The sequence below is a fragment of the Caulobacter sp. GW822-FHT07D08 genome (genome assembly GCF_058798735.1).
In genome coordinates this window covers 103,665-117,497 of record NZ_JBXAKU010000011.1, presented here as the reverse complement: position 1 = coordinate 117,497, position 13,833 = coordinate 103,665, and the positions used below count along the sequence as shown (strand labels likewise).

The following is a 13,833-nucleotide window of genomic DNA, read 5'->3' as shown; positions in this document are numbered from 1 at the left end:
ATAGGGATGCGGCGTTTTAGATGAAAGCATGTTCCGTTCTCGTCGGCGCGATGTTGTTGGCGTCCGCGACGGCCGGGATCGCCTGGGCCGAAGGCGTGGCCCGGCCCCTGACAGACAAGGAGTGCGTCGGCCGCAAGAGCGCCACGCGCCTGAATGTCCAGGTCGGGGCGCTGCGCTCGAACGCCGGCGAGGTGGTGATCACGGTTTATCCGGGCGATCCGAGCCGCTTCCTGGCCCCGCGCGGCAAGGTGGAGCGGGCGCGGGTCAGGACCTCGGCCCCGATGAGCCAGGCCTGCTTCTGGCTGCCGTCGCCCAGCGACGCCTATGCGGTGGAGGTCTATCACGACGCCAACGCCAACAAGGAACTGGACCGCAGCCCGCAGGGCATGCCGCTGGAAGGCTACGGCTACTCGAACGATGCGCCGACCAGGTTCGCGTTCCCATCGTTTGACTCGGTGCGGTTCGGCGTGAAGCGGGGCGAGACCACCATCCGGGTCAAGGTGCGCTACCCGCGCTAGCCTATGTCGGCCAGATTGTAGCGGCCGAGTTCCGACAGACCTTCACGAGCGGCCTCGACGCCCCGCACGACGACACGAGCGCTGTGGCCGCCGTCCGGCTTGGGCTCGACCTCGATCACATGCCAGCGGGCTGGCGAATGGCCGCCCGGTCCCGATGAGGCCGAGGGCACGCCCAGAACCGGGATGGCCGAGCCTTTGGGGCCCGGCACCGATCCGATGATCGTCTCGTGGGCATGGCCGTGCAGGACGAGGTCGGCGCCATGCTTGGCCAGTAGCGCGCGCAGGGCCTCCTGATCGTCCAGCGATTTGCGCTTCGACACCGCGCCCTTGTGCGGCGGGTGGTGCAGGACGACGAGGCGGAAGAGATCCTTGTAGGCCGGATCGGCGAGGGCCAGGTCCAGCCGCTTAAGCTGATCCTCGCCCAGGCGGCCGGTGGCCAGATGCGGCGCGGTCGGCACGGCCGAGCACAGGTTGAAGATCGCGACGGGTCCGCGCACGCGGACCTGCGGGAATTGAACCTCGCCCGCGTCGCCCAGCCATGGCGTCCAGGGCGCGAAGCGTTCGCCGCCGCCCGCGCCGGCCCTGCCTTTGTCGGAGAGGGCGTCGTGATTGCCGGGGCTGACGGTGCAGTCGCTGGCTGGTCCCAGGGATTCCAACCACTTCGTCGCCGCCGCGATCTCCGTATGCGAAGCAAAGTTGGTGAGATCGCCGCTGATCACCACATGATCGGGGCCGGCGGCCTTCACGTCGGCCACGAGGGCCGCCAGCACTTCGGGCCGGTGGACCTTGCGCTTCTTTCGCCAGGCGATGCGGCTCAGCAGCCGCTTGGTGAAGACGTCCTTCCACCCGAACGCGCCTCGCGGCGGCGGCAGGTGGGGGTCGGAGAGGTGAGCGATGCGATATATGGGCAAGACGGTTCGGGTCGTTCTGGTCGAAGCAGCCGAAGCTGCTTATCAATCGGCTCGAGTTTCAAGGGGTATATCTGTCTTTGAGTGGTGAAATCCAAAACCTCGCGCCTGCGGGACCTCGGGCTCTGAGCGTTGGCGAGAGCGGCGCGCGCATCTGGGGCATGACCTCGCGCGAGCGTCTGTCGCGCATCTATCGTCGCCTGGGTCTGGTCGAGACCCCGGCCGTCGACCTGTCGAACGCCGTGGTGGCGGTCGACGCCGGCTGGGTGTTCGACGAGTCGCTGATCAAGGCGCTGGCGGGCCGCGAGGGCGCGGTGCTGGTCGACGACTCCGGTCGCGCCGTCGCCGTCCACGCCCCGGCCGAGCTGGGCTATGCCGCCACCGAGGCGTTGGCGGCCGGGCAGGACCCCACCGGCCTGGATCCGCGCCTGACGCGCTTGACCGCCCTGGAACTGGGTTCGGCCTACAACAGCGCCCTGCGCAAGCGCGAGCCGCCGGTGCTGGAGCGCCTGACGCCGCAAACCGTGCGCGCCGTCGAAAAGCGCCTGTTCCAGGGCTCGTACAAGGGCGTCACCGACCTCGTCACCAAGTACGTCTGGCCCGCGCCGGCCCGGGTCGTCACCCGCTGGGCCGCCATCGCCAAGATGACCCCCAACCAGGTGACCGGCATCGGCTTCCTGCTGGTGCTGGCGGCCATGTACCTGTTCTGGACCGGCCATTTCGGCTGGGGCCTGGTCTGCGCCTGGATCATGACCTTCCTCGACACCGTCGACGGCAAGTTGGCCCGCGTGACCCTGACCTCGTCCAAGTGGGGCAACGTCTTCGACCATGGCATCGACCTGATGCACCCGCCGTTCTGGTGGTGGGCCTGGTTCATCGGCGTCTACGCGATCGGTCAGGAGATCCCGTATGCGGGCCTGAGCCTGGGCGTGGTCATCGCCGGCTATGTGCTGCAGCGCGTGGAGGAGGGGATCTTCCTGGCCCTCTTCAAGCTGGAGGTGCACGCTTGGCGGCCGTTCGACAGCTTCTTCCGTCTGATCACCGCGCGCCGGAACCCCAACCTGATCCTGCTGACGGCCTGCGCCGTGGTGGGGCGGCCGGACATCGGCTTCACCCTTGTGGCTATCTGGACCGCGGTGTGCTTGATCGTGCACGCCGTCCAGATTCTACAGGGTCTGGCCGCGCCGAAGGGCTCAATCCAGTCTTGGCTGTCGAAATGACGCGCATCGGGGTTGTTCGCAATCCAAAGAGCCACGGCAACCGGGCGCACCCGCCCGGTCCGCCGCCCGAGGGCGTGCGGCTGGTCGAGCCCCTTGGCCGTGACGCCCTGAGAGCGGAACTGGAGAACTTCGCCCGCGAGGGCCTGGACCTGCTGATCATCGACGGCGGCGACGGCACGGTGCGCGACGTCATCAGCCTGCTGCCGCACACCTTCGGTGAGGATTTGCCGCTGCTGGCGGTGTTGCCGTCGGGCAAGACCAACGTCCTGGCCATCGACCTGGGCGCCCCCAACGACTGGCGGTTGGAGGAAGTCCTGATCGCCGCCCGCCAGGCCGATCCGCGCATCAAGGAGCGGCCGCCGCTGCGGGTCAGCTGGGCCGATGGCCGGCCGTGTCTGCAGGGCTTCTTCTTCGGCGTCGGGGCCATGGTCAAGGCCACCAACCTGGCCCAGAAGGCCCACAAGGTCGGCTTTTTCCATAATCTGGCCGTGGCCGTGACCATCCTGTCCGCCACCATGGGCGCGCTGTTCGGCGGGGCCAAGGACGAGTGGCGCGAGGGCGTGCCGGCCAGGCTGGCGATCGACGGCCAGGATCAGCCCGGCGACGAGCGCTTCGCCATCGTGGCCACCGCCCTCAAGCGCCTGCCGTTCGGCCTCAAGCCCTTCGGCGCGCCGCGCGAGGGGCTGAAGCTGCTGGACGTCGACGCCCCGCCGCGACGGCTCATGAAGGCCCTGCCGATGGTGCTGAGCGGCAAGGCCGAACCGGCCCTGGAAGGCCTGGGCTATCGCCGCCGCGACCCGCGCCTGATCGGCCTGGCCGGCGGCGCGCCCTTCGTGCTGGACGGCGAGGTCTATGAAGGCGGCGACCTGACCATCGGTCTGGGGCCGTCCTTGCGGTTCCTCGTCGGATGAGCAGCCTTCGCGACCTCGTCGCGGCCGAGCTCTCCACGCCGACCCCCGCGCCGATCACCGCCTTCGCCGAGCGCCTGACGACGATCTTTCCGGGCGCCCAGGCGGTGCTGTTCTACGGCTCGATCCTGCGCACGGGCGACCTGTCGGGCGTGCTCGACTACTACGTCCTGACCGAGCGGCCGCCGGCCGGCTGGCGCGGCTTCTTCACCCGCATCCTGTGGCCGGACGTCAGCTATCACGAGTTTGAGCACGAGGGGCGGATGCTGCGGGCCAAGGTCGCCTCGATGACCCTGGGCCAATTCCGCAAGGCCGCCAGCGGCGCGGACCATGACACCACCATCTGGGCCCGCTTCGTGCAGCCCTGCGCTCTGATCTGGGCGGCCGAAGGCGCGCGCGAGACGGTGATCGACGCGGTGACCGACGCTTGCCGTACGGCCGCGCGCTACGCCCGCGCCCTGGGGCCGGTCGAAGGGACGCCGCACGACCTGTGGACCGCCCTGTTCCGCGAGACCTACAAGGCCGAACTGCGGGTCGAGAAGGCCGGCCGCGAGGTCTCGATCCTGAGCTTCGATCCCCAGCGCTACGACCACGTCATGGAAGCCGTCTGGCGCGATGAGGGCCGGGCGATGGAAGAGGCCGAGCGCGCCCGCGTGCGTCGCGAGTGGCGGCCGCGCAAGCTGTTGGGCAAGCCGCTGAACGCCGCGCGGCTGATGAAAGCGTCCTTCACCTTCCAGGGCGCGGCGCGCTACGCCGCCTGGAAGATCGAGCGTCACACCGGCGTGCCCATCGAGGTCACGCCCTGGCGCGAGCGCCACCCCATCCTGGCCGCGCCCGGCGTGCTGCTGAAGGTCTGGAAGAGCCGTCGCCGGGCAAGCTAGGCCCTCATCCGAGCCAACCTATCTCCGATCTCCCCGGCGAATGCCGGGGTCCAGATCGAATCCAGAGCGCTCATAGCGATGGCGCCGTGTGATGGTGCGCCAGCCCCGATCTCTCAGGATGAATCTGGGCCCCGGCATTCGCCGGGGAGATCGGATTTTTGGGAGGCCGCGTTGACGACCAAACGAAAACGCCCGGACCGTTAGGTCCGGGCGTTTGGATTTCCAGAGAGGCAAAACCCCTAGGCGCGGGCGCGCTTCAGAGGCTCAATGACGCCAAGCGCCGCGCCGATTTCGGCGAAGGCACCCAGGACGGCGTCGATCTGCTCGTCGGTGTGGGCGGCGCTGACGCTGGCGCGCAGCAGCGGACGGCTGTCCGGCGTGGCGGGCGGCAAGGCCAGGTTCAGGTAGACGCCGGCCTGCAGCAGGCCGTTCCACATGGCGATGGCGCGTTCCTGGTCCGGGATGGTCGTGGCGACCACCGGGCTGGCCGTCGGGCCGGTGTGGAAGCCCATGGCGGTCAGGCCGTCGTAAAGACGCTTGGCGTTGCGGTTCAGGCGGTCGCGCAGCTCGGGCTGCTCGATCATGCGGCGCAGGGCGGTGATGGTCGAGGCGACCACGGCCGGCGGCAGCGAGGCGGTGAACATATACGGACGGCAGACGACGCGCATGACGTCGAAATCGTCCATGTCCGAGACGCAGAAGCCGCCGATGGCGCCCAGGCTCTTGGAGAAGGTGCCGACGATGAAGTCGACATCGTCTTCCACGCCGGCCGCCTCGGCCAGGCCGCGGCCCGTGGCGCCCAGCACGCCCATCGAGTGGGCTTCGTCGACCAGCAGGTAGCCGCCCAGCTCGCGCTTCACGGCGGCGATTTCCTTCAGCGGCGCGACGTCGCCGATCATCGAATAGACGCCCTCGACCACGATCAGGCGCTCGCCCGGCGCATCGCCGAGGCGACGCAGGCGCTTGGCCAGGTCTTCGGGGTCGTTGTGGCGGAAGCGGATGACCTCGGCGTGGCCCAGACGCGAGCCGTCGTAGATCGAGGCGTGGCTGTCGGCGTCGAGGATCAGGTGGTCGCCGCGGCCGACCAGTGTCGACAGCACGCCCAGATTGGCCTGGTAGCCGGTCGTGAAGACCATGGCGTGCTTGCGGCCGTAGAACTTGGCCAGTTCCTGCTCGAGCTCGACGTGCGCCTCGAACGAACCGTTGGCGATGCGCGAGCCGGTGGTGCCGGTGCCCCGCTCCTGGACGGCCTTGACCGAGGCGGCGATGGCCTCTTCGTCGAAGGTCAGGCCCAGATAGTTGTTGGTGCCCAGCAGGATGGTCGGACGCCCCTCGACGACGCCTTCGGTCGGCGAGGTCACGGCGTCGAAGCGAACCTTGAACGGGTCGGCGCCGGCGCTCTGGATGGCCTTGTACGCATCGCGATAGGCCAGGTGCTTATCGAATAGCCCCATTAGTTAAGCCCTAGTCCGGAGATCATTGATCAGTTTGGAAAGGTCGCCGGCGGTCTCGACAGAGGCCAGGCGATCGAGAGGAATGGAGATGTCGAAGGTGTCTTCGAGCTCCATGATGATGTTCATCAGGGCCAGGGAGTCCACGGCGAGATCGCGACCGATATGCGACTCTGCACGAACCTCTACGGGTCGTCCCAGAACCTTGCTCGCCGCCACCCCGATCTCGCGCAAGCTGAGATCCGTAACCGTTTCCATTCTAAACTAAACCTCCGGGAGCCCCACCCGTGACACTACTGTAACGGCGAGTCTGTCAGATTTCCGCCATATTTGAACTAGGCGGCGACGTTTTTGGGTAACCACCCCTGTTCTCGATACCAATCGACGGTGTGCAAGAAGCCGTCGATCAGGCCGAATACGCTGGGTACTCCCTCCGCCATCGGAGCGCTAGATAGTGACCAATCGTTGTGAAGCAACTCCCTGGCTTTGCCTAAACCGAACACCGAGGGGTTGTTTGAGGCGAAAGACCAAGCATCCGCTAGGATTCCAGCCAGCAGTAGCGCGTTATCGGGCAACCTGACCAGCCGGGGGGCGCGGTTCATCACTTGGCCGGCGGCGGTCATGATTTCTGACCAAGTGTAACCATCGCGCCGCACATCGGAGAGCTCCGCAAGGCCCGAAACCGGCCCACGGCAGAAGGCGACGAGCTGGGCGGCGGCGTCCTGGACGTGGATCATGGCGATCCGCGAGTCCGGCGACAGCACCGGCAGGACCGGGCTCTTGGCCGCCAGTTCGAACAGCGCCAGGGTCTCCGTGTCGCCCGGACCATAGATGGCCGGCGGGCGCACGATGAGGGCGCTGGGGCTGGTCTCGCGCACCGCATCCTCACCCGCGCGCTTGCTGGCGCCGTAGCTCGAGAGCCGCGGTTCGCGCGCGGCGAGGCTGGACACCAGGATGAACCGCGCGCCGGCCGTTCGCGCGGCCTGGGCGGCGGCGCGGGCTCCGTCGCGATTGACGACGTTGAAGCCGTCCAGCGAGGCGGCCTTGATCAGGCCGGCCACGTGGATCACCACCTCGGCGCCCTGGCACAGGCGGTCCAGCGCCCCGGGGGTCTTCAGATCGCCGACGACGACCTCGACCTCGAGATCGCGCCACAGCGGGTGGATCGGGTCGCGGCGGACGAGGACGCGCGGCGTCCAGCCGTCCTGGGCCAGGGCGCGGACCAGATGACGGCCCAGGAAGCCCGTGGCGCCGGTGACCGCGACGACGGATCTAGTCACCGTAAGCGCCGGCCAGGTACGCGGTCTTGGCCTTCGAGCGGCTCAGCTTGCCAGAAGAAGTCTGGGGCAGGGCGTGGGCGCCGACCAGCTTGACCTTGGCCTCGACGCCGTGACGGGTGCGCAGCAGGGTGGACACCTGCTCGACCAGGGCGGCGCGGGTGTCGGCGTCGCCGCCGCGCGCCTGGACCAGCACCACGATCTGGTCTTCCGGCTCGGCGGGGATCGAGAAGGCGCAGACGTCGCCGCTGCGCAGGCCGTCAATCTCGTGATCCGCCGTCCATTCAAGGTCTTGCGGCCAGATGTTGCGGCCATTGAGGATGATCAGGTCCTTGGCGCGGCCGGTGATGACGATCTCGCCCTCGATCTTGAAGCCGATGTCGCCGGTGTCCAGCCAGCCGTCGGCCGACAGCACGCGGGCGGTCTCTTCCGGATTGGCGAAGTAGCCGCTCATCACCGAGGGGCCCTTGGCGAAGATGCGGCCGACGCCGCGCTCGGGCAGGACGGCGCCGGTCTCGTCGCGGACGTCCAGGAAGTGATCGGGCAGGGCGGGACCGCAGCGGGCGAAGTCGCGGGCGCGGTCCGAGCCTTCCGGGGCGTCTACGGCCAGGTTGTCACGTTCCAGGCGTTCGACATCCAGGGTCTCGGCGCGCAGGCCCTTGCCCAGCGGGGCCATCGACAGGGCCAGGGTCGCCTCGGCCATGCCATAGCTGGCCACGAACGCCTTGTCCGAGAAGCCGGCCGGGCCGAACGCTTCGACGAAGGCCTTCAGCGGCGGCATGCGGATCATGTCGCCGCCCAGGCCGGCGCTGCGCCAGTGGCTGAGGTCGTAGGCGTCCAGCGGCTGGCCCTGCACGCGGCGCGCGCACAGCTCGTAGCCGAAGGTCGGGCTGTAGGCGATGGTGGCCTTGTTGCGGCCGATCAGGTCGATCCACAGCAGCGGACGGCGCACGAACGCGCCGGTGGGCAGCAGGTCGACCGACATCTGGCAGCTGAGCGGGCTGAGCAGGAAGCCGATCAGGCCCATGTCGTGATAGAGCGGCAGCCACGAGATCGCGCGGTCGGACGCCGTCACCTGCAGGCCGTCGCGGGTGATCGCCACGCAGTTGGCCATCAGGGCCTTGTGACGGACCAGGACGCCCGTCGGCGTGCGGGTGCTGCCCGATGAGAACTGCAGGTAACAGGGATCTTCCGGGGTGATGGTCGGCAGCGCCGCGCCGCCGTCTTCCGGCAGGTCGGCCAGGACGCCGGCGAACTCCAGGCCCGCGCGTTCGCCGATCTCGGCCACCCAGTCCTTCAGGCCTTTCGGACCGATCAGGATCTTGGCCTTGGCCGACTGGGCCAGGTTCTTGATCTGCTCGATATAGGCCTCGCGACCGCCCAGCGGGGTTGGCAGGGCCATCGGCGCGGGCAACAGACCCGCGTACTGGCAGGCGAAGAAGGCGCGCACGAAGTCGGCGTCGGTCTCGGCCAGAAGGGCCACGCTGTCGCCGACCTTGGCGCCCGTGGCCAGCAGGCGACGGGCCAGGACGAGCGCGTCCTCGCGCAGCTTGGCGTAGGGGATCGCCTCGACCAGTTCGCCGCGCAGCGAATACAGGTTGACCCCGGTCTCGCCGGTCGCGGCGAAATCGAGGGCCTGGGTCAGGGTCGGGAAGTCGGCGAACCGGACGGTACGCTCAGACGCCGTGGGGGTGATCATAAGATAGTCTTTCATCGTCTTTGTCGGTGCGCGCGGAGCCTTCCTCCGCGGCGAGTCGGGCGAGCCTGTGACGCGCCATGAAATACATGCCCACGGCCATCGCCAAAGCGGACGCAACCAGAGCGGCGCCCGCGCCGGTCAGGCCGAAGGTTTTGATCAGCGGTCCGAGGGCCGCCAGATAGGCGATAACGACCACGAGGCGTACGGCCAAGGCCGCGCCGGCGGCGCGCATGGACACCAGCATCGGCTCCAGCGGCAGGGACAGGATGGCGACAGCCGCCGCGGCCACCTGCCAGTTCATGACCCCGGCGGCCGGGCCAAACGCCTTGCCCATCACGATCTCCAGGATCCAGCGGCCGGCCAGCAGGCTGACCAGCAGCAGCGCGGCGGCCGCGCCGCCGCCGATCAGGCCGATCTGCAGGGCCAGCTTGGTCATGGCCTGCCGCCCGCCGGTGGCGCGCATCTTGGCCAGCTCGGGATAGAGGGCCGGCACCATCAGGCGGGCCGGCTTGGCCATGCCGTCGGCCACCTGCTTGCCGATCCGCCAGTAGGCCGCCTGGACCGGGCCCAGCATGGCGCCGACCACCAGGGTCAGCACGTGGGTGAAGCCGACGTCGATCGTGCTGGAGAAGTTGGTGGCCATGGCGAAGCGCCAGACGCCCGGCAGGCCGCGGCTGGTCGGGCCCCTCAGCGTGAAGCCCTTCAGCAGGCCGCGCCTGTTCAGGTCCCAGGCCGCGATGGCGGCGATATAGAAGAACGACACGAAGGTGCCGGCCGCCCAGGCCGCCAGGAACCACTGGATCTCCGCGCCGGCCAGGGCGCAGATCCCGCAGCCGATCATCCGCACGAACGAACTCACCGCCTGTTGGCCCGCCAGGTGGCGGAATCGATCGAACAGGCGCAGCAGCCCGACGCCCGTGGCCGAGGTCATCACCCCGATCGACAGGGCGTACAGCGCGCCATAGCCGCTCATGCCCGCCGGCCAGTTCAGCTCGCGCCAGAACAACCACGAGCCCAGCACGCCCAGGGCGACGCCCAGCACGCCGCTCACCAGGTCCAGCAGCAGCGACAGGCGCAACACCTGGTGGAACTTGGGCCGATCGTTCTCCAAGGCCGGCGCCGTGCCGTAGGTGATCAGGGTCTGCCAGGACTGGAAGTGCGCCACCTCGCCCAGGAACTGCGCGAAGGCGTTGATCAGCACGACCACGCCCATCGCCTCCTTGCCCAGGCTCCGGGCGGTGAGGGCGATATAGGCCAGGCCGACCACGGCGTTGACGATCCGACCGCTCAGCAGTTGACCGGCGTTGCGCAGGACATGCTTCAGCGGGTTCGGGGCGGCGGGAGGCGCGTCGGTCATGCCACGCGCTCCAGCTTGTCGACGATGGCGCGCGCGGCCCGGACCGAGGCCGGAATGTTCGTGATGTCGAACGTCTCCTCGATGCCCCAGACCTGGGCCTCGCGATAGTTTTCGTGGGTGGCGAAGGCCTCGTCGAGCGCCTCGCCCAGCCGTTCGATGTTCTCCAGCACTGGCCCGTACAGCCAGTGATGGAAGCTGGGATCGCCGCACCAGGTTGCTTGGCTGGAATTGAGGAACAGGCACGGCTTGGGCGTGCGCAGGAACTCGTAGACCTGACTGGAGACATCGCCCAGATAGAGGTCGGCCGCCTTGGTGTAGGTCATGTCCGCCGCCGCCGGGCCGCCCAGGTCGACATGGATGCGCGGATGCTCGGCGAAGGTCTTGAACGCGGCGCGCTCCTCGGTCGAGGCGGTCTCGAACAGGCGGATGTGCGGGGCGAAGATCAGGTTGTAGCGGTCGTTGGCCGCGAAGAACTCCAGCACCTTTCCGCCCCACTTGGGCCAGGAGCCCAGCGTGGCGTGGAAGTGCGGATTGTACAGCACCACCGGACCGGGATGGTCGAATCGCGGCCCCGCGCGCTGGGGCAGGTCGTCGACCAGGTCGAACTTGGGGTAGCCGACCATGACGCAGGTCTCTTCGGTGACCCAGCCTTCCTGCAGCATGCGGTCGCGTTGCTTGCGGCCGGCGGCCATGACCAGGTCGAAGACCTTCAGGCGCGGCTCGAACGGGCCTTCCCGGTCGCCGGCGCCGTGCTGGGTGTAGACCAGCAGCGGGTGGCGCACGCCCAACTGACGAAGCAGGGCGGTGGTGCGTTCGGGGGTGATCACCGCGTCGTAGCGCGACAGCCGTCGGGCGTTGGCGATCAGCATCAGCGCCTTGGGCGGCGCGCCGCCGCCGCCGAAGCGGCGCAACCAGGCCGGCGGCAGCAGGACGAGCTCGATCGCGGCGCCGCCCAGCTCGGCGAGCAGGCCGGAGACGTAGTCCAGCAGTTCGGGCGTGGTTGTGGCGATCTCGACCTTGATGGCCGGCCAGCGTCTGGCCATGGCGACGGCCACCGACAGGCTGTGCCAGACCTGATGGTGTTGCGCGATATAGAGAAAGCAGACGCGTTTGGCGGCGGCCACGTCAGCGCTGACGCTCCAGCCGGGTATGGACGCGGCCCTTCAGCACCACGCGGTCGCCCTTGTCGGTGACGTTGTAGGCGTTGGCCTGCGTACTGCCCTTGGGTCCGCTGCCAGCGATGCCGGCGTCGCCGCTGACCTCGCCCGTCTTCATGTTGATCAGGGCGCGCGGGGCGTCGAAGTCATAGCCCTCGGCGCTGGTGATCTTGACCTCGTCGGTCAGCAGCAGGGTGTTCTCGGTCTCGCGATAGAGGCCGGTCTTGGCCGTCGCCTGGCTGGGATTGGGCTGGCCGTAGCCGCGCACGAGGACGGGCGAGACCAGGCGGACCAGGTTCTCGTCCTTGGGGTCGCGCTCGGCGCTCTCCGCGGTGATCAGGAACGGACGGCCGTCCTTGAGCACGCCGGTAAAGCGCGGCTTGTCCAGCACCAGGGGCGAGGCGGCGGTCTGGGTCTGCAGCTTGTTGGAGACGAAGCTGTTCCACGACGCCTGGGCGATCACGGCGACGGCGACGCCGATGGCGAACACGGCCAGGGCGAAGCGCAGCCGCCGGACCGGCTTGCGGCGGCGGTTGCGGGCGCGTTCAGCCGCGCTTTCGGAGGGAGGGACGGCGGAAACGCCATCGGTCTGGGTGAGCATTTGGGGGAATGGATAGTCCCACGTGGTCATTCGCCCAAGACCTTTGTTTTCCGGTGCGCGGTCCTGGCGCGGGTAAGTGGGGTGCAGATGGCGTCGGCGGACGCAGCGTCAAGTGCGGTTGTTCGGGGCGGCGAAGCGCGTGAAGATCGGCCGCATGTTCCAGCGCCCCTCGCAGCACAAGGATTTTGGCGTCTTCCTGCCGGTGGCCAATGGCGGCTGGATCGTCTCCGGCGCCACGCCCGTCCTGGACGGACTCTATGCCCAGAACCGCGCCGCCGCCGTGGCCGCCGACCAGGCGAGGCTGGATTTCGTGATGTCGATGGGCAAGTTCCGCGGCTTCGGCGGCGAGACCGACCATTGGGGGACCTCGCTGGAGTCGGTGACTCTGATGGCCGCCATCGCCGAGGCGACGACGAGCGTGCGCATCTGGGCCACGGTGCACCCGCTGCTGCAAAACCCGGCGGTGGCCGCCAAGATGATCGCCACCCTGGATCACATCAGCGGCGGCCGGGCGGGCTTGAACATCGTCGCTGGGGCCTACAAGGCCGAGTTCGACCAGATGAGCGCCTGGGACGATTCGCTGTCCCACGACGACCGCTACGCCCTGGCCGAGGAATGGACGACCATCGTCAAGCGCCTGTGGGCCGAGGACAGCGTCGACTTCGCCGGCAAGTACTTCACGATGCGGGACTGTCAGTCCAAGCCCAAACCCCTGTCGAAACCGCGTCCGCAGTTGATCTGCGCGGGCATGTCCGATCGCGGCTTCCAGTTTTCCGTGCGCCACGCCGACGCCTGTTTCATCGGCGGCCGCTCGCGCGCCGAGCACCGCGACGCCTCGCGCCGGGCCAAGGCGCTGGCCGCCGAGTTGGGCAAGACGGTACGCACCTACGCCATGTGCACGATCATCCACGCCGAGAGCGATGCGGGCGCGCGGGCTCTGGCCCGGCGCTACGCCGAGGGCGCGGACATGGGCGCGATCCTCTCCATGCTGGCCAGTTGGGGCGTGCCGGCCGACAAGCTGCAGGCGGCGGCCCACAAGCAGGGCGCGTTCATGACCGAGACCATGATCGGCTCGCCCACCACCTGTCGCGAGCAGGTCGAAGGCTTCATGACCGAGTGCGAACTGGACGGGCTTATGCTGATCTTCCCCGACTATGTGGAAGGGCTGGCCATGTTCGGCTCCGAAATCCTGCCACGACTGCGGACGGCGTTCTCATGAACCTCGAGCATTGGATCGCGCCCGGACGCACGGCGCTGCTGATCGTCGACATGCAGGCCGACTTCGCCTCGCCCGACGGACTGAGCGGTCAGTGGGGGCTGGACCTCTCGACCGTGCCGGCGGCCCTGGCGGCGGCCGAGCGCCTGGCCGATGCGGCGCGGGCGGCGGACGTCCCGGTGGTGTTCGCCGGCCTGTTCACGACGCCGGAAACCGACTCCGACGTTTGGGACGAGCGGATGCGTCGGCGCGGCAATGATCCCGAGGCCAGCCCGGCGCTCTGCCGCGCCGGCGCGCCGGGCAGCGCCTTCGTCGGACCTCTGCCCCGGCCCGGCGAACTTGTCCTTCGCAAGACTCGGTACAGCCCGTTCTGGGACACCGACATCGACGCGCGGCTGAAGGCCCTGGAGGTCGACACCCTGGTGATCGCCGGCCTGACCACCGAGTGCTGTGTCGCCGACACCGCCAAGGACGCCTTCAACCATGACTACCACGTGTTCATCGCCGCCGACGCCTGCGCGGCCTACGAGCCCGACCTGCACGCGGGGGCGCTGAAGATGCTGGACCTGAACACCGCGATCCTGACCGACTCGGCCAGCGTCGCCGCCGCCTGGAGCGCCTGAGATCCGCGGCCGCGCCG

The 13,833-nt window shown here is 68.7% G+C and carries 14 protein-coding genes; 6 read left to right on the top strand and 8 right to left on the bottom strand.

The window, feature by feature from the left end; all coding sequences use genetic code 11:
* The first annotated feature begins 20 nt into the window (after positions 1–20).
* Positions 21–518, top strand: coding sequence for a DUF2141 domain-containing protein (locus tag AC1RJ9_RS19795; protein ID WP_492839587.1), 498 nt, complete (start codon positions 21–23; stop codon positions 516–518).
* Here the strand turns inward: AC1RJ9_RS19795 and AC1RJ9_RS19790 are convergent.
* Complete coding sequence (locus tag AC1RJ9_RS19790; RefSeq protein WP_492839589.1) at positions 515–1,429, bottom strand: metallophosphoesterase family protein; 915 nt, start codon at positions 1,427–1,429, stop codon at positions 515–517. The genes AC1RJ9_RS19795 and AC1RJ9_RS19790 overlap by 4 nt on opposite strands.
* A 158-nt stretch (positions 1,430–1,587) precedes the next feature.
* On the opposite strand from AC1RJ9_RS19790, the gene AC1RJ9_RS19785 reads away from it, so the two are divergent.
* Genes AC1RJ9_RS19785 through AC1RJ9_RS19775 form a run of 3 tightly spaced genes read left to right on the top strand, consistent with a single transcriptional unit; the run spans position 1,588 to position 4,435 of the window.
* Complete coding sequence (locus AC1RJ9_RS19785; protein ID WP_492839590.1) at positions 1,588–2,646, top strand: CDP-alcohol phosphatidyltransferase family protein; 1,059 nt, start codon at positions 1,588–1,590, stop codon at positions 2,644–2,646.
* Entirely contained in the window at positions 2,565–3,557 is a 993-nt protein-coding gene (locus AC1RJ9_RS19780; RefSeq protein WP_492839592.1) for a diacylglycerol/lipid kinase family protein, read from the top strand. The genes AC1RJ9_RS19785 and AC1RJ9_RS19780 overlap by 82 nt, the downstream gene beginning before the upstream one ends.
* Positions 3,554–4,435 carry a hypothetical protein gene (locus AC1RJ9_RS19775; protein WP_492839593.1) on the top strand — a complete coding sequence of 294 codons (882 nt, stop codon included), beginning with the start codon at positions 3,554–3,556 and terminating at the stop codon, positions 4,433–4,435. The genes AC1RJ9_RS19780 and AC1RJ9_RS19775 overlap by 4 nt, the downstream gene beginning before the upstream one ends.
* 239 nt (positions 4,436–4,674) lie before the next feature.
* Here AC1RJ9_RS19775 and spt read toward each other — a convergent pair whose 3' ends face one another.
* The 7 genes from spt to lptC form a co-directional block, all read right to left on the bottom strand.
* Entirely contained in the window at positions 4,675–5,889 is a 1,215-nt protein-coding gene (spt, locus tag AC1RJ9_RS19770) for a serine palmitoyltransferase (RefSeq protein ID WP_492839594.1), read from the bottom strand.
* A gap of 3 nt (positions 5,890–5,892) precedes the next feature.
* Positions 5,893–6,144, bottom strand: coding sequence for an acyl carrier protein (locus tag AC1RJ9_RS19765; protein ID WP_013079816.1), 252 nt, complete (start codon positions 6,142–6,144; stop codon positions 5,893–5,895).
* Between the two features lie 77 nt (positions 6,145–6,221).
* On the bottom strand, positions 6,222–7,166 hold the full coding sequence (cerR, locus tag AC1RJ9_RS19760) for a ceramide reductase (RefSeq protein ID WP_492839595.1): 945 nt from the start codon (positions 7,164–7,166) through the stop codon (positions 6,222–6,224).
* On the bottom strand, positions 7,159–8,877 hold the full coding sequence (locus tag AC1RJ9_RS19755) for a fatty acyl-AMP ligase (protein WP_492839596.1): 1,719 nt from the start codon (positions 8,875–8,877) through the stop codon (positions 7,159–7,161). The genes cerR and AC1RJ9_RS19755 overlap by 8 nt, the downstream gene beginning before the upstream one ends.
* Entirely contained in the window at positions 8,840–10,219 is a 1,380-nt protein-coding gene (locus AC1RJ9_RS19750; protein WP_492839597.1) for a lipopolysaccharide biosynthesis protein, read from the bottom strand. The genes AC1RJ9_RS19755 and AC1RJ9_RS19750 overlap by 38 nt, the downstream gene beginning before the upstream one ends.
* The gene (locus AC1RJ9_RS19745) at positions 10,216–11,343 is read right to left on the bottom strand and encodes a CDP-glycerol glycerophosphotransferase family protein (RefSeq protein ID WP_492839598.1); all 1,128 of its coding nucleotides are present in this window, start codon (positions 11,341–11,343) and stop codon (positions 10,216–10,218) included. Before AC1RJ9_RS19745 ends, AC1RJ9_RS19750 begins: the two co-directional genes overlap by 4 nt.
* A gap of 1 nt (position 11,344) precedes the next feature.
* Positions 11,345–11,977, bottom strand: a complete 633-nt coding sequence (gene lptC, locus AC1RJ9_RS19740) for an LPS export ABC transporter periplasmic protein LptC (protein ID WP_492839599.1) — start codon at positions 11,975–11,977, stop codon at positions 11,345–11,347.
* A 154-nt stretch (positions 11,978–12,131) separates the two neighbouring features.
* Here lptC and AC1RJ9_RS19735 point away from each other — a divergent pair, with 154 nt between their 5' ends.
* Complete coding sequence (locus AC1RJ9_RS19735; RefSeq protein WP_492839600.1) at positions 12,132–13,196, top strand: LLM class flavin-dependent oxidoreductase; 1,065 nt, start codon at positions 12,132–12,134, stop codon at positions 13,194–13,196.
* The gene (locus AC1RJ9_RS19730) at positions 13,193–13,816 is read left to right on the top strand and encodes a cysteine hydrolase family protein (RefSeq protein ID WP_492839601.1); all 624 of its coding nucleotides are present in this window, start codon (positions 13,193–13,195) and stop codon (positions 13,814–13,816) included. The genes AC1RJ9_RS19735 and AC1RJ9_RS19730 overlap by 4 nt, the downstream gene beginning before the upstream one ends.
* The last annotated feature ends 17 nt before the right edge of the window (positions 13,817–13,833 follow it).